The following is a 15,824-nucleotide window of genomic DNA, read 5'->3' on the forward strand; positions in this document are numbered from 1 at the left end:
TAGTTGTCGATGAACGTGACTGTACTAACGGCTTGGCGGGGTGTAACCATTGCCCTATCTAACTTTGGAGAAACTCACTCTTATTTTACTCCGCCTAGAGTGATGAAAGAGGGATAAACAAAAACAGTTTGCTCATCTGGATCAATCAACCAACCCATTTGAGTCCCGTGATTCAGACAGTGCAGAATATTTTTGGTAACTTTTGTTTGACTTTGATCAGGTGACAAAATTTCAATTGTCCAGTCAGGAGCTATTCAAAATGTATTAGCAACTTTGCCATTTTGGTCATCTAGCAGTAGCTTCAATTCCAAAATGAAGAAGCAAGCCCTGGAGAACAAATCAATTTGGTTGGTGACTAAAATCACTGAAAAAGTTTTGAGACGTGATAGAAATTTATCAGGAGATAAAAAGTTATTTGTATAAATTTATTGGAAATCCTTGAGTCTAGTTTGAATAACCATTGAATGCTTCATCGTAGGTTGACCTCAAAGAAAACTGAACTGGAAGTATAGGTATATGTCTGACAACAGATTCTCTCAGTCAATTAGCAACAGCCAGATATTTGGAGGAATTCAAGGCGCTCAAGGAAATGACATTCAGCAGTCTCAGTTAACCAATTCTGGTAATGCTTCTAATCAAGTTGACCAAGATAAGGCAAGAATAATATTGGAGCAACTCAGTGAATTACTAAAGAATTCGAGCCTTCCTGAAATGCTTAAGGAGGATTCAACTGTATATCTTGATGCAGCTCGCAAGGCAATTAATCGAGATGAACCCAATAAAGAGCTAATAAAAGTTAATCTTAAAGGCATGGCGGAAACACTTCAAGACGCAAGTAATACTGTTGAGGAGAGTAAGGCTCTTTGGGATAGAGTAAAACCTGCTTTAGTTCAATTAATAAGTTGGCTTGGTGTAGCAAAGAATTATTTTGGCTTCTAAAGGGTTAAGTTAATCTTGTGGATTCTTCACAGCATAATGACCCTAGTTCTAGAGATACGTCTACTACTCCTGACTTTCAGCAAAATGTTGAGAACTCTACCATACTAGGAGGGGTTCAAGCTGCTTATGGTAACAATATAAATCAAATTCAGGCTCAAAATGTTTTTGCTATCTCTAGCGACAAACTTCTACTCTCTGATCTTGATAAACTAACTTTCTGGAAACGTTTCTGTAACTACATTTATGTATTCTTCTTTTTAATAGGTGTTTGGATTAGTTGGACATTTCTTGGAATTTTTGTCCCATATACATTTCCCTTTGAATCTATTAAGTCTTTAATATCCTGCTATTTTCGTGGAAAATCTTTTAAGTATTCATCAGCAGAGCTTTGGAAAAAGATAAATCTTGAGCAACAAAGGCTGCAAGACATAAATCCTACTGATCTATTGTCTCTCAGTAACAGTAGAGAGAAATTTATAAGACTTAATAGGACTGATTCTAAATACTGGCTATTCTTAAGGATCATTGATTTGTTCTCTAGTGGGCGAAGAGATTCTAGCAATAGTGACTTTGCTTCACGAGTTTCAAGAATAATGGAGAATTTAGAGGAAAAGAAAATTCCTATTGAACTAGAGCTAGAAGAATTAGAGGAACTTTATAGTGAAAGGTCAGTTAAAATTAAAAGATTCATAAAGTCCTTTCGCCAAAAAGACGATAGAAACTATGGAAAATTAGAAAGAATTTTGAATAAACTTCTTATAGAATACACGCAGCGAATTCCACCGTTTGAGTCAGACATTCAAGAATTTATTGATTCTTTCAAAATTCATCTTGATGATAATTCGGATGTAAAAGCTTTGCATAAGATTGAACAGTTATTAGATTGGACTTTACAAAAAAGTGATTTTGAAATTCCTGCTACTGATAAAATTGCTTCTATCTCTAAATCTGGATCTCGGTTTAGAGCAAAAGAAAGTAGTAAGGTCTATCATTTTGAAGAAAGTTGTCCAAATTACCCAAAAGCTGAAAATCTCAAACAGAAGGAACAAATTTGCTACTTTGAGACTTCCGAAGAGGCTAAAAATCAAGGTCTAAAACCATGTCAGAAATGCTCGAAGAAATTAGGGATTGATGTCTATGGACTAAGTGAGTAGCCAAGATAAAGACAGCTTAAAACAGCATACTTAGCTTCTCTAGGTGAAAACAAGATTCACCTATAAGTGGGAAGTATTTCAGAATGTAGAGTGCCTTGTAGTCTCTAAAATTTCCCCAGTCATTGATTGTGGAGAGGATTCTTTTTTCTCCTAACCCTTTAACGGAGTTGACAACGTCCCGATAGCTGTCGAACTTACCCTGTTTCTTGCTAATCCTAGCAGAATCCAGCTTGTCGGGGCAGCAGTTTTGCACGAGTTAGTTCTTTAACTAATTCCTCTTTATTCAAGGAGTTGAGAGCTTCCAAAGAATGGCTTCTCTAGATAACTTGAGAACTAGCAAGAAATTTTCAATAATGCCTTACTAAGTTCGATTAATCAGTGAAGAAGCAGGATTAGATGAAACAATTGAAGTTCCAAAAGATTCTTATGTGCTAAATGTAACTGAGGAGCTGGGATGAGATTTACTCTATTCTTGTCGAGCTGGGGTGTGCTCGACTTGTGCAGGAGTGCTTGTAGAAGGGATATAGAACCAGAGTGAACAACGGTATTGGATGAAGACCAGCTTGTGGAAGGATATGTGCTGACGTGTATTGGTCGCCCCGCTTCTAACTGCACAATCAAAACTCACCCGGAAGGAGTTTTTAATGCATAAAGTGGCAATGGCTGAAGAGGGAAAGGGGATGGCGATCGCCCTTCTCAAAATTTTCAACATCGACTACTTGCCAAAAGCTTTTCTTTAGCGTAGTCTCGTATCTCACAACCTAAAATACCTCGGACTTAAAGCGTTCCCTGAAGGTGTTACCAGCACCCTCAAGGAACTAACCCCCAAACTGATTACGGCAGTCTGGTGGGCTAGTTAGGCAGTTTAGCACTTCCTCTAGCCACCCTTGTTTTGCTGCACAAAATTGCAACGGGGGTGGCTTTGAGTTTTAGGGGCTAGTCTCTCAACTAACGGAGCTTTACTGCCATGACAGACAACCTTTTGTTTGATTTCGATCGCTTTGATAATGCTGATCCGCGTATTCTCACTCTGATCGTGATTGGGACGGAGGAGAATGTGAGAGCGCATATTCTGAGGCAGCATACCTTGGGTGCGGCTGAGGCAGGTTTGTGGAGTAAACCGTTGCCTTTATCGCAGTGTCCAGGGAAAGTGATCAGCATTCTCAGTCGAGTTTTGGCTTGATTCAGCAGATGGGCGATATCACTTTCTGGTAAAGCCACCTTGAACAAGGGGCTTAAATCTGTTAAGACAGGTTGAAAGTTCGTCCAACAACCATCTTAGTCGGCTTCAACTGATACCGACTTGAACAGATTTCGCGACACACCAATTTCTGTAAGGGCGCACTGCGGTGTGCCCCTACCCACATCTGCAACATGCTCCAATTAAATTGGTTTGACTTTAACGTTCAGCCCGAACTTTAGTTCGGGGCTTAAATCAGTGCCAATAAGCTCAGATGAATTCGTATTAAAGTGAAGAAGTTGTGCAGCGTATTGAATCAGACCTTTTATGAGCAATTCGATTGAGTGGACGAGTGAAGCTGAAGCCCGTCTGAAGGAAATTCCGTTTTTTGTTCGTCCTGCTGCCCGTAAGAAGATTGAAAAGTTTGCTCAGGAGGCAGGTGTGACTCAAATTACTGTTGAAATTTATGAGCAGGCTAAGCAGCGCTTCGGGTCTTAGAAGTGTTTCCCTAACCAAGACCGAACTGCTCACAGTCTCCCAACATGGAGATGTCAAGGGGCTGCATTATGTACACACCGTAAAAGTAGGAAGTCCATAATGGAACTTGCAACGGCTGAAAATGGTTGGGTGAACACGATCGATTCCTCTAATCTAGAAGCGATCGCCAAAGCTCGTCAGCTCCTTCAAAGTGTGCATTATTGCAGCCTTTCTACCTGCTCAGCCGATGGGTTTCCCTGGGTGTCTCCAGTGTTTTTTACTTACGATGAGCAGCTAAATTTTTACTGGTCATCAGCGATCGCCTCTCGCCATTCTCAAAACCTGTATGCCAACAACGGACGGATGGCGATCGCCGTCTATAACTCTGGTGTAGAAGAAGGAAAGGGACAGGGTATTTACTTCTATGGAACGGCGGCTGAGCTTGAGCCAACACGGGTAGAAGCTGTGATGCAACTGTTGTTTAAGCGTTCAGGTAGAGTATTGCCTAGAACGGCTGAAGATTATTTGAACGACTCACCGCGTCGAATTTATCACTTTCAGCCCACAGAGGCTTGGGTTACGGGCGATCGCTTGCCCATCGGCAATCAGCTTGTGGATACCAAAATTCAACTTAACTTAGCGACTTTTTCGGCACCTAGTTGAGTCTCTGGATTGCGGGTATACCAATATGCCCAGGCAATTAACACTGCTTGAAAGGGCAATCTGGCAATATAAAGAGCCTGACTGTGAGGAATTCCCTCAACCGGAATATTGTGCAGGGTCATGTAAATGTTGGCAGGAAATACCGCAATAAACAAAGAAATAAGTCCCCATGCAGCCGCAACACTCACCAGTGGAATCATCAAGCCAATTCCACCCAAGATTTCAAAGAATCCACTCACATAAACAGATGTTAGCGGCGGAAAGGGCGGCGGCACAATCCGAGCATATTGTTCTGGACGGATAAAATGAGTAATGCCAACAATAATGATACAAACAGCCAAAATGCCACGCAAAATCTCTTTACGGCGATGGGAGGAGTGAGTGGTGGAATTCATGGGTAATGATTGATTCAGTTCAAAATACCTGTCAGTGTAGCGATCGCTGCTCAATTCTGCGTCTGTCCAGGGTTAGTGCGATCGCTCTCTATGTAGCGCTGTCACGTACAATAACTTCTCTGGTTGCAGATCCATTGCAGGGGCGATTCGCGAATTGCTCCTATAGCTTATATAAGGTGTTGCTAAGATGGCTTAAGTTAGCTCACAAATGATTTTCAGGACTGCTAGATCTCGTGGGAAAATTGGGGTTGTCTTGTAATTTGTATCATGTTTAAGGTTGTTACTCCTGGCTTCTCACAAGAGTTTGAGCGTTGGACAGATGCTCTCAATACTGCCAATTCTTTGATTCCTCTGTGTAAAAGCTGGACTGAAGATATCCGCATCTTCCTATTTGATGAATTGGTTTGGGTCTACAGCAGAAGCCATAAATATCCTCAGTATATTGGCGCTGGAATGTACGATCGCCTCGCTAAAATCTTCATTCAAGAAGCGCTAGAAGAAGAAAGTGCTGATTCAGGGGATGATTAACATAGGGAAATGGATAACCTAAAACCCAAAAACTCAAAATTCCTCAAATTCTCACTCTGAATTTCTAACTTTTACTTTTTAATGCTTTAAATTGTTATGGCTCTCAGAACGATCATTCCGCTCATTCTGCTGATCTTTGTCCCAATCTCGATCGCCGCTGAGCAGCTACATTGGGGCGAAACGGCAGTATTCGTTACTTCTGCATTGGCGATCGTTCCCCTCTCAATCTGGCTAACCACCGCAACAGAAAAGATTGCTGTTGTCACAGGTCCAAGCTTTGGCGGATTAATCAATGCTGTGTTTAGCAATGCAACGGAGCTAATTATTGCCCTGACTGCCCTCCGCGCAGGGTTAGTTGATATTGTAGAAGCAAGTATCACGGGAAGTATTATTGGTGCCCTGCTGTTACTGTTAGGTTTGGGACTATTTACGGGTGGGCTGCGCTACAAAGAGCAGGAATTTAAACCGATTTTGGCACGGGTGAATGGTTCCTCAATGACGCTAGCAGCCGTGGCGATCGCCCTTCCCACTCTCGTCATTAACACATCTAAAATCGTCGACGCATCATCCATTCGCAATCTTTCTCTAATCACCGCAGGGGCATTGATTGTGGTGTATGGACTAACGTTATTATTCTCTCTAAAAACCCACAGTTTTCTCTACGATATTGGTATCTCTGAAGAACCGATCCTGGAACCTGGAGCTGATGTTCCGGATAAAGGAGTGCGTCGTTTGTTGCTTTGGCTAGGTGTGTTACTTGCATCTACGATCGCCATTGCGGTTGAGTCAGAACTGTTTGTCGGCGTTGTCGAGCAGGAAACATCTCGTCTGGGACTCACACCTTTGTTTACAGGTGTGATCTTGCTGCCGTTAATTAGTGATGTGGCAGGTTATGTATTGGTCGTTCGCCTCGCGATGAAAAACCAGATGGATCTGGCAGTTGCCACGGTGACAGGCGATAGTTTACTGATTGCGCTGTTTGTTGCACCGATTCTGGTGTTTATGGGGCAGGCAATGGGGCAACCCATTGACCTCAATTTCAACACGTTTGAGGTGATTGCGCTGGCTATCACTGTAATTGTAAGTAATTTGATCTTGTCAGGCGGACGGTCTAACTGGCTGGATGGTGCGTTTTTGTTGGCGACTTACTTTCTGCTGGGCGTGGCTTTTTACTACCATCCGATTTATTAGGGAACATGAATTAATTAAACTGCCTAATTCCCTGCTGTACGGGCTTGGCATTGCCAAGCCCCTAACCGAAATACTGTACTTTGTTAAATTCATGCTCCTAAGCGGTAGCAATCGCCCTCCGTATTTCCTGCAACTGTATTTCCTGTAACTATTTTTGCAACAGAACCAAGGTTCGCTGGTCTGCTAGCTAAGGTAAAGGAATCGTACTTGACATCCTTTATCCCGGTACTGAACTTATGTCTCGCCACAGTTCATCACAAGCAGGAGCTAGATCATTTTGCGGCATTTGGTCGCTAGCTTTAATGGGTCTTGTAGTGTTGGCTGCTCCTCAGCAAGCTGCAACAGCTTCACCACAGCTTGCCAATTCAGCGATCGCTCAAGCAAACTCCAATCAATCCTCTCAAAATCGGTTGCCGCGAGCGGTCGCGCGACAGGTGCAGCGCGACTTGTCCCAACGTCTTGACATTCCCCAACGCAACTTAGAAATTGTTAGCTTTGACCGACAAACCTGGCCCGATAGCTGCCTTGGACTAGCTGCCGCGAACGAACGCTGTGCCACAGCAACGGTCGAAGGTTGGCGAGTGGAACTGACTAACGGTCAACAAAACTGGGTTTATCGCACCGACATGACCGCGCAGGTGATTAGATTGGAAACCAATCAGAACAACGATCTGCTGCCCGAAGCGCGCGATCGCCTGCTCCAAACGATTGCTCAAGAAGAGAGCGTGTCGATCAACAGCCTACGCATTACGGAAGCGCAGCCCAGAGTGTGGGATGGCTGCATGGGAATCTATGCCCCTGACCAGGCTTGCACCAGGATTGCGATTTCGGGCTGGCAGGTAATCGTGGCTGGAGAAGATCAAAGCTGGGTTTATCACTTGAGCGAAGATGGCTCACGCATTGTGCAAAACTCTACAGCAAGCGGTAACTTGACCCCATCCTTTATTCCAACAGATGGAGGGACTCCTGAACCGATCGACAGCGCAGTTGTCTTTCGAGCCGTGACGTCTGGTGGTTTTGCAGGGATTGTCTCTGAAGTGATTTTAACGGCGGATGGCACGATTTATCGCCAGGTGTCGCAACCAAGCTCTCCTCGCCCCTCTGACCCAGTGGTTGAAAGTCGCCTTTCACCAGAACAGGTAGAGCAGTTTCAGCAGCTTTTAGAAGACCAAAGATTCCCTAATCTAAATGGGTTAAGATACATTACTGATGTTGCACTTGCCGATTATCCAACGACTACCTTCTACGCAATGGGTAGCCGAGTTGAATACATTGATCTAGAGCAAGATAATTTGCCTGAAGCGCTCCAGGAAGTAGTTCAATCTTGGAATCAGTTCTAGGGTTAAATAAACCAGCAATACCAGGAACACCTGTTCCTATAACTTGAACATTGCCTTCTATAAACGTTGGGGCTGTGTGAAGCGGAGAATAGTGCCATCTGGCTAAAGATGTAATCTCCACTTGTCAGTGGGTTGGTAGAAAGCATTCCGATTTTGTAATGCTGGTTACATAAACTAGAAACTAAAAGGGAGGTAGAGCTTTACCCTACCTCCCTTTTAGTTTCTAACCTGTATAGCTATAGCTATAGATGCCCGGAAGTATTGCTACATATACCTCTCTAGGTTAGTTGAGTTTTTTATGGAGGTGTTAAATTCAGTAGTTATAACGTTTGGTACAGGCACACCAATCTTTCTCGTAATAACTTTTTAGTACGTTTAAGAATACTCCCTTAACTTGCCTTTTTGCCTTGCGTTAAATCATTTTTACAAAGGAAGAGCAACCATGATCAGCGATCAGAGACCCGTCGTTCAAGACGAAGAAAAGTTTTCAGTGGGTAGCACAAGCCAAGAGAATGCTCATCCTACCAATGTCCGACCGACTAATGTTCAGCCAACTAACGTTCAGCCGACTAATGTCCAACCGACTAATGTCCGAACTGCTGACGTAACTCCTGTAACTGTTCAGGTCGAGCAAAAACCTAATTTTGACCAAAATACCGTTGAAAGGAAACCTGTAGAGAAACGGGTTAATCCTTCTCTAACCCGATTGATCGTCGGAGGATTAGTCGGTGCAACGGTTGGTGCGCTCGCAGGGGCATTAGCTAACCGGAAGACATCTCAAGGTTTCAAACACGCAGTTCAAGGAGTAGACCGCGCTTCCAAAACCGTTGGTGAAGGTTTAAGCCATGCTGCTAGTGGCGTTGTTGATGCGACCAAGAGCGTTGGTGAAGGCTTAGGATACGCAATCAGTGGTTCAACTCAGGACGCAGTACAGGGCATCGCTGAGGGCACACAGCAAATCAAAACGGCAGCAGCAGGGGTTGCACAAACAACCGCTAATCAGGTAGACCAGACTGTCAAAGATGTGACCAAAGGTGCACAGCAAGCTAAAACGGCAACGTTAGAGGCTGTGCAAGCAACAACAGAGCGAGTAAGTCGTGCTGCTCAAGAAACATCAGAAACCCTTAAAGCGGTGACTGAAGAGACTAGCAACTCTAATCAACAGGTGATTGCTCAAGTACCGCAAACCGAAGCAATAGTACCTGTTCAATCTGATGTTGATATAGAACTCATGAATGCGTTGCAAGCGGATGAAGATTTTCTTGCTCTGACAGAAGGAACCGGTCAAGGAGAGATTGAGCAAAAAATCCAAGAAAACACCGAAGCAGCTCTTCAAGAGGGTTTGTTTGCAGATGTTGAAATCAGTCACCCAAGCCCCTAGAAGGAGAGAATGATGGTCACGGACAGTAATGAAGCTCTAGCTGAATCGGATGATGCTGAATTGGGAGATGTAGACACATCTATAGACTACATCGGTTCTGATGATATCTCGGATGGGTCAAGTCACGCCTTAACTCAAATTGCGGTTGGTGCACTCGTTGGAGCCACTATTGGTGGAGTTGCCACTGCTTTGTCCAATCGGTCCATTGTCAACCGCATTAATCAAACCGTCCGGAGAGTTGGTTCCACCGTTAAAAGGGCTGCTAATAGCGTTGACGACGCGGTCAGGGGAGTGGGTGATGCAGTGCAGAGCGTTGCTACGGGCGTAAATGATACGGCCAAAGAGGTTAGTGACGTGGTTAGAGAGACAGCTGAAGGTATCGGCGGCACGGTGAAAGACACAATCAACACTGTGCAAAATACAGCCGAGAATGTCAACGACACTGTAAAAAGCACGGCTGATGCGGTTCGCTGTACAACCGAGGAAGTAACCACATCCAATCAACGCGAAGCTAATGGGTCAGAAAACAACACTCTTTACAAACTAATCCCAGTTAACTCAAGTGAATCAGGCTCTTAAAGCAATTTCCCCATTGAGTTGGGTTAATTGTGAGATGGGAAATGAGCAGCCTAAAGCGTGGGCTGCTCATCCCTTCTACAGGTTCTTGGTTGTATCAGACGGGGTACAGGGGGCTGGTTTCTGCCCTTTGTGTCACCTTTAAAATATTGGACTGGTGTAACTATGCGTTGGATATCAGGATTCCTTAACTCCAAAAAGTCTCAACCTTGTCAGCAACCAATTAACTCTCCAGCAGATCAAAGTTCAGATACAGTTCAAAATCCTAATACGATGCTACAGGTTGTAGTTGAAGAAACCGTAATGGCTGTTGCAAAATGGTTGGTGACGTTAGTCAACCGTAGTTTAGAAGCTAAGGCAGTTGCTCCAGTCGCCCCAGTCGTAGAAGCCCCAACGACCACTGCTACTGTAGCTCAGAGCAATCCTGATGCCAGCTATACTGCTGCTTCCAATCCCTCTAGCGATTCTGACGTTGATCAAACGCGTACGGTAGAAGAACTATTAGTAAAATTTAGCTGTTTAATCCAGCAGTCGCACGATCGCATTCAATCTACCACAACCTTAGAAAACCGCATCCGTGCAATTGAGACCTACTTGAGAAGGGACTATAAGTTAGAACAACAAGTTAAAGAGTTGAGCGAATCATTTGCCAATCTAGAGAATCGACTGGCTCAGGTTGAAAGCCTAGTTCAGCAAGTTGATGGAATCTCAACTGAAGAATTTCTAAAGATGGAGCAGCGTTTAGAGCAGCAAATTGAAACAGGAACTCAACCCATTGGTACTTTTGAAAATCGCCTTTCGCTGATCGAAAGCTCTATTGAAAGTGAAAACCTTACCCTTAATCAAATGGTAAAAGTAGAGCAAGATGTAATGGCCATCGAAAAACGGATCGTTTCTCTAGAGAAATTGTTTACTCGAATGAGCCTGATCGTTCGGTATGTAGAAAATAACTACCGCTCGATCGCATCTTTGCAAAAGTACGTGAAGAACCTCGATCCTACATCTATCCCTAATAAAAACGGTTCTCACAATTAAACAAGACCACGTAGTAATTATGTGAGAATTCAATCTACCCGTGGATGTGTTCTTTCCATCCCTCTGGTGCAGCTAACCCAAAAAAGTTCATACTACGCTTTAGGATAGGGGCTTTAGGATAGGGATTGTATGCTCTCCACTAAATTCCTTTGAACCGCAATCCTGATCATTCTGCATCTCCCAGCACTACAACTAAAACGGGTGCTTTGTATGCTATTTTTGCCTATTCATCCTGGGGGCTACTGCCCATTTATTGGAAGTTTTTTGGGCAGATTCCGCCTATAGAAGTTCTTAGCCATCGCATCATTTGGTCAATGGTGTTTCTCACCGGGTTATTGCTGCTGCAACGGCGCAGAGCTGAATTTGCTAAAATCTGGCGATCGCCCACTCATCTCTCCACTCTCTTTTTAACTGCCTCACTACTCACTTTTAATTGGGGACTTTACATCTACGCCGTAAATGCCGATCGCGTCGTAGAAACCAGCTTAGGATACTTCATCAACCCGCTTGTGAACGTCCTGCTCGGATTTGTGTTTCTCAAAGAACAGTTAAACCGATGGCAAACCCTGGCTGTAGTTTTAGCAGGACTCGGAGTTGCGAACTTTATCTGGCAACTGGGAGAAGTTCCCTGGATTGCGCTAGTGTTGGCGTTTTCCTTTGCCTGCTACGGCTTGTTGCGAAAAGTGGTGCCCGTTGCGCCAATGGCCGGATTGGCAATGGAAACGTTACTCGTTACTCCGATCGCCCTTGCTGCCACTGGCTATTGGGCCGCGACAGGCACAGGACACTTTGGCACAAGTTGGGCAACCAGTTTGCTGTTTATTGGTGCAGGGGTGACAACTTCACTGCCACTGCTGTGGTTTAACAATGCGGCTAAACGGTTGAGGCTTTCCACATTGGGATTCTTTCAATATCTGGCTCCCAGTTTGCAGCTTGTGTTAGCCCTGTGGCTCTACCGTGAACCGTTTACCTTGACTCACGCGATCACGTTTGGGCTGATTTGGACAGCCCTGATTTTGTATTCCACTTCATCTTTGATGAGCCAGCGAGCGAGTTGATTGCTGCAACGGCTTACAGCGAACTAGAGTCGAGGCTAGCTGATTCTCCTAAGCTTTGCGGTAAGTGAATTCCACATTCCTGCTTCAAGCCATTAAAGCGGGTGTCGCGTTCGTCCTCATCTGTAGCGGTGAGGGGGCGGCTAGAGTGCCAATCGCCCACCGTGACATAGCCTTCATCAAACAGCGGATGATAGGGCAAGTCATAGGCTTGAAGGTAGTCATACACTTGCTTAGAACTCCACCGCAGAATCGGTAGCACCTTGTAAATGCTGCCCTGAAGGTTAATGAAATCCAGCGTTTTACGGTGATCGGTTTGGCTGCTGCGAAGCCCAGCCAGCCATGCGGTAACGTTTAACTCGCGCAGGGCTCGCTGCATCGGCTCGACTTTGCGGAGTTGGTCATAACGATTAAGCGACTCCACATCGTTTTGGTCCCACAGCCGACCATAAAGGGCTTCCATTCGAGCAGGGCTAAGGGAAGACTGATAGACCTTGAGGTTGAGCTTGAGGCGATCGCTCAACTGGTCTGCAAAGAGGTAAGTTTTAGTGGGCAAATAGCCCGTATCAATCCAGATCACCGGAATGTCAGGAACGATGCATGTCACCATATGCAGCATTACAGCAGAGTGAATGCCAAAGCTCGTCGTCATTGCCAAGCCGCTGTCAAACGTATCAACCGCCCATTGCACAATCTGAACTGCGTCTGCTTCTGCAAACTGCTGATTGACTTCGTTCAGGTTGATTGCGGTTTGCCCCCATTTCAAGCTAGTCATTCAACTTTCCTTCAGATCCATGTGACTTTGTGCGATCGCTGCCTCCTTTCAGATAATCGCATGATACAAACAAGCTTGGCACGATGCTTTTAGAATGCATCTCGGATTATGCAGTAATTGGGAGACAAAGGTGACGCGCAAGACAATTTATTTAGCTAGCCCCTACGGGTTTTCTCAACAACAAAAGGCGTTGCTGTTGCCGCCCATCGTTCAGGTGCTAGAGGCGCTAGGGGCAGAAGTTTGGGAGCCATTTGAGCGCAACAATCAGGTCGATTTCTCCCAAGTCGGCTGGGCTTACCAGGTCGCACAGGCAGATTTCAATGATGTGAAAAACTGTGATGGCATTTTTGCTGTCGTGAATGGAACGCCGCCCGATGAAGGGGTCATGGTTGAACTGGGAATGGCGATCGCCCTTCACAAAGCTATTTTCCTATTTCGCGATGATTTCCGCCGCTGTACGGATAGTGAGCTTTACCCACTCAACCTGATGGTTTTCTCAGGGCTGCCTGAAAAGAACTGGAAAGACTACTACTACACCTCCCTAGACGAAGTTAAATCTGAGCAAAAGGCTCTCTACCGCTGGCTGAGTGTTGCATAGGAAGCAAGATCTAAGGCATTTCGGGGAAAGGAAACCTTTGCACAACTGACGGTGTTTCAGTAGGGGCGAGCGGCTGTTTGCCCTGACAGGCTCTCTCGCAAATCCCCAAATCTGAGCCTGGGTTTCTGGAACTATCCGACCCTGGGGTGTATCCCTACGGATTCTCGGAAGCAGTTCTATCAAGAAGCATCATGCATCAAGCTAGAAAGATTCTGTCTAAATGGCGATCGCTCCTCCTGCTTGCTCTAGCGAGCCTACTTGCCCTCCTGATTGGGGGACACCTCAACGGCAATCAGGCTGCCTTCGCAGGGGTGTCAGGAGCGCAGGTGGAAGAAGTGGCGATCGCCCAGGTTGATCTATCGCAACCCTTTGAGCAGCTTGGGCTAGAAGGTTCTGTGTTGATCTACGACCAGAACGCAAATCAATTCTATGAACACAACCCCACCCGTAACACGACAGCCTTCTTCCCTTTGTCCACGTTCAAGATTTTGAATGCGCTCGTCTCTTTGGAGACGGGTGTAATCCGCGATGACGTAACCGTTTTGACCTGGGATGGAATCGAGCGTGAATTTCCGAGTTGGAACCGCGACACTAATCTGCGCCAGGGGTTCAAAGATTCAACCATCTGGTTTTATCAAGTCCTGGCTCGCAAAGTTGGACATGAGCGAATGCAGGATTTTGTGAATCAGGTTGAGTATGGCAATCGCAATATTGGAACGGTCGAAGCGATCGATCGCTTTTGGTTAGAAGGTCCGCTGCGAATCACCCCCCATCAGCAAATAGAGTTTTTGCAGAAACTCTATCGAAACGAGTTGCCTTTCTCCCAACGCACTATTGATTTGGTTAAAGACATCATGGTAGTTGAGCGCACTCCGGACTATGTACTGCGCGGCAAAACGGGCTTGGACACCATCACCACGGGCTGGCCAAAACTGGGCTGGTTTGTCGGTTATTTAGAACAGAACGATAACGTCTACTTCTTTGCGACCAACATCGCCACGCAAGACGAAGATGACTTTCCCGCCCGCATCGAAGTGACGCGACGCAGTCTTCAAGCGTTAGGGTTGTTTTGATTTGGGGAAAGGGGAAAAGGGTGTGTTTTCCCCTTTCCCCTACGATTAGTAGTTAAATTGAGAGAAAATCCCTGTTTTATATGCCTCCAACGATTGCTCTGATTGCCCACGATCGCAAAAAAGGCGATATGGTGGCGTTTGCTCAGAAGTATGTCTATCTTCTGTCTCGCTACCGACTCATTGCTACCGGCACAACAGGAGAAAGGGTTCAGGCTGGGACGGATTTAACGGTCGAATGTAAGCTGTCTGGACCGTTGGGTGGGGATGCTCAGATTGCGGCCGAGGTGACGACAGGGGATGTCGCTGCGGTAATTTTTTTGCTTGATCCGCTCTATGCTCAGCCCCACGAACCTGATATTCGCGCCCTGCTGCGGATCTGTGAGGTGCATAATGTTTTGTTTGCGACCAATCTGGCGACTGCGGAGGCGATCGCTTCTCAACTCTCTAACACCAAGAATGCTTTTCTAATTTTCAATCCGGTTGCGGGTCAGAGCAATCCTGTGGAGGCGTTGTCCCAAATCCGAGAATTGTTGCAGCCACACATGCTGCTGACGGTTCACACCACGACTCCAGAAGACGACGTTAAGCAGGTCGCGCAGGAGGCGATCGCCGCTGGAGCCGACATGATTTTGGCTTCGGGAGGCGACGGCACCATCTCTGCGGCGGCGGCTGGGGTGATTGGCACAGGCGTTCCTTTGGGTGTGATTCCAAGGGGCACAGCCAACGCTTTCTCCGTTGCATTGGGAATTCCTAGAGCCGTGCAGGGAGCCTGCCAGACAATTTTGTCTGGGCTAACGCGCACTGTAGATGCAGCCCGCTGTAACGGTGCGCCGATGATTTTGCTGGCTGGAATTGGGTTTGAGGCAGAAACGATTGACCGGGCCAATCGCGACCTGAAAAATCGCCTGGGCGTTTTGGCTTACATTCTGGCAGGGGTGCAGCAATTTGGGCAGCAGGAGCAATTTCTTGCCCAAATTGACGTTAGTGGCACCGTCAGCGAGTGTCAAGCAGGAGCAATCACCATTGCTAACGTTGCGCCTCCGACTTCTGTGTTAGCTCAAGGCTTTGGGCAGGTGCTTGTGGATGATGGGCTGCTAGATGTGACGATCAGCACTGCAAATACTCGGCTCCAGGCGATCGACACGATGCTGAATTTGTTTGGTTCCGCGCTGATCAAAACTGCTACCAATCGGGAAGACATTATCTGTCTGCGAACCCAACGACTCACGGTAACGACTGACCCACCCCAAAAGGTTGTAGTTGATGGAGAAATTGTTGGCACCACACCCGTTGAGATTGAGTGTATTCCACAAGGACTGCTGGTGTTTGCCCCGCCCGTAGCAGTGGCACCTACTCAGGAAGAAGTCGCTGCCGAAGTTGAGGGGGAAATTGCGGCTATTGAGGATGCAGTTGAGCAAGAGAAAAAGGATGAAGCGGGAGAAGGATGAAGGATAAGGGCTAAAA

At 46.0% G+C, this 15,824-nt stretch carries 17 protein-coding genes and 2 pseudogenes; 16 read left to right on the top strand and 3 right to left on the bottom strand.

From position 1 onward, the window contains the following. Positions 1-113 precede the first annotated feature (113 nt). Positions 114-287: pseudogene (locus H6G00_RS26105) on the bottom strand (Uma2 family endonuclease); the annotation flags it as partial. 229 nt (positions 288-516) lie between these two features. On the opposite strand from H6G00_RS26105, the gene H6G00_RS26110 reads away from it, so the two are divergent. From H6G00_RS26110 to H6G00_RS26135, 6 genes and pseudogenes are all read left to right on the top strand, one after another. Next, positions 517-939 (top strand): hypothetical protein, encoded by a 423-nt coding sequence (locus tag H6G00_RS26110; protein ID WP_190798955.1) that lies wholly within the window; start codon positions 517-519, stop codon positions 937-939. Between the two features lie 17 nt (positions 940-956). Next, positions 957-2,093 carry a hypothetical protein gene (locus tag H6G00_RS26115; RefSeq protein WP_190798956.1) on the top strand — a complete coding sequence of 379 codons (1,137 nt, stop codon included), beginning with the start codon at positions 957-959 and terminating at the stop codon, positions 2,091-2,093. A 374-nt stretch (positions 2,094-2,467) separates the two neighbouring features. After that, positions 2,468-2,745: pseudogene (locus H6G00_RS26120) on the top strand (2Fe-2S iron-sulfur cluster-binding protein). 315 nt (positions 2,746-3,060) lie between these two features. Beyond that, entirely contained in the window at positions 3,061-3,276 is a 216-nt protein-coding gene (locus H6G00_RS26125) for a hypothetical protein (protein ID WP_190798957.1), read from the top strand. Positions 3,277-3,600: 324 nt separating this feature from the next. Further along, complete coding sequence (locus H6G00_RS26130) at positions 3,601-3,771, top strand: PCP reductase family protein (protein ID WP_190682052.1); 171 nt, start codon at positions 3,601-3,603, stop codon at positions 3,769-3,771. A 99-nt stretch (positions 3,772-3,870) separates the two neighbouring features. Continuing rightward, complete coding sequence (locus tag H6G00_RS26135; protein ID WP_190798958.1) at positions 3,871-4,413, top strand: pyridoxamine 5'-phosphate oxidase family protein; 543 nt, start codon at positions 3,871-3,873, stop codon at positions 4,411-4,413. Here H6G00_RS26135 and H6G00_RS26140 read toward each other — a convergent pair. Further along, entirely contained in the window at positions 4,377-4,808 is a 432-nt protein-coding gene (locus tag H6G00_RS26140) for a DoxX family protein (RefSeq protein ID WP_190798959.1), read from the bottom strand. The genes H6G00_RS26135 and H6G00_RS26140 overlap by 37 nt on opposite strands. Positions 4,809-5,075: 267 nt before the next feature. Here H6G00_RS26140 and H6G00_RS26145 point away from each other — a divergent pair, with 267 nt between their 5' ends. From H6G00_RS26145 to rarD, 7 genes are all read left to right on the top strand, one after another. Beyond that, positions 5,076-5,336, top strand: a complete 261-nt coding sequence (locus tag H6G00_RS26145; protein ID WP_190682040.1) for a hypothetical protein — start codon at positions 5,076-5,078, stop codon at positions 5,334-5,336. Positions 5,337-5,432: 96 nt separating this feature from the next. Further along, on the top strand, positions 5,433-6,527 hold the full coding sequence (gene cax, locus H6G00_RS26150; RefSeq protein ID WP_190798960.1) for a calcium/proton exchanger: 1,095 nt from the start codon (positions 5,433-5,435) through the stop codon (positions 6,525-6,527). Positions 6,528-6,763: 236 nt separating this feature from the next. Next, positions 6,764-7,867: a hypothetical protein gene (locus tag H6G00_RS26155; protein WP_190798961.1), complete on the top strand. Its 1,104-nt coding sequence runs from the start codon at positions 6,764-6,766 to the stop codon at positions 7,865-7,867. A 442-nt stretch (positions 7,868-8,309) separates the two neighbouring features. Beyond that, a complete protein-coding gene (locus H6G00_RS26160) occupies positions 8,310-9,248 on the top strand; it encodes a hypothetical protein (protein WP_190798962.1) in 939 nt (312 codons plus the stop codon). 12 nt (positions 9,249-9,260) lie between these two features. Beyond that, entirely contained in the window at positions 9,261-9,827 is a 567-nt protein-coding gene (locus H6G00_RS26165; protein WP_190798963.1) for a hypothetical protein, read from the top strand. 270 nt (positions 9,828-10,097) lie between these two features. Continuing rightward, complete coding sequence (locus H6G00_RS26170) at positions 10,098-10,859, top strand: hypothetical protein (protein WP_190798964.1); 762 nt, start codon at positions 10,098-10,100, stop codon at positions 10,857-10,859. Between the two features lie 149 nt (positions 10,860-11,008). Beyond that, positions 11,009-11,917, top strand: coding sequence for an EamA family transporter RarD (gene rarD, locus H6G00_RS26175; RefSeq protein WP_190798965.1), 909 nt, complete (start codon positions 11,009-11,011; stop codon positions 11,915-11,917). Positions 11,918-11,930: 13 nt separating this feature from the next. Here the strand turns inward: rarD and cysH are convergent, their stop codons facing one another. Continuing rightward, a complete protein-coding gene (gene cysH, locus H6G00_RS26180) occupies positions 11,931-12,689 on the bottom strand; it encodes a phosphoadenosine phosphosulfate reductase (protein ID WP_190798966.1) in 759 nt (252 codons plus the stop codon). A 130-nt stretch (positions 12,690-12,819) separates the two neighbouring features. On the opposite strand from cysH, the gene H6G00_RS26185 reads away from it, so the two are divergent. The 3 genes from H6G00_RS26185 to mgsA all read left to right on the top strand — a co-directional run bounded on the left by H6G00_RS26185 (position 12,820) and on the right by mgsA (position 15,808). Continuing rightward, entirely contained in the window at positions 12,820-13,287 is a 468-nt protein-coding gene (locus H6G00_RS26185; protein WP_347278227.1) for a nucleoside 2-deoxyribosyltransferase, read from the top strand. Positions 13,288-13,478: 191 nt separating this feature from the next. Then, positions 13,479-14,360 (top strand): class D beta-lactamase, encoded by an 882-nt coding sequence (gene blaOXA, locus H6G00_RS26190; RefSeq protein WP_190798968.1) that lies wholly within the window; start codon positions 13,479-13,481, stop codon positions 14,358-14,360. A gap of 80 nt (positions 14,361-14,440) precedes the next feature. Beyond that, a complete protein-coding gene (gene mgsA / locus H6G00_RS26195) occupies positions 14,441-15,808 on the top strand; it encodes a methylglyoxal synthase (protein ID WP_190798969.1) in 1,368 nt (455 codons plus the stop codon). Positions 15,809-15,824: the final 16 nt, after the last annotated feature.

The organism is Leptolyngbya sp. FACHB-541 (genome assembly GCF_014695875.1).
Taxonomy (GTDB): Bacteria; Cyanobacteriota; Cyanobacteriia; order Elainellales; family Elainellaceae; genus JAAUTN01.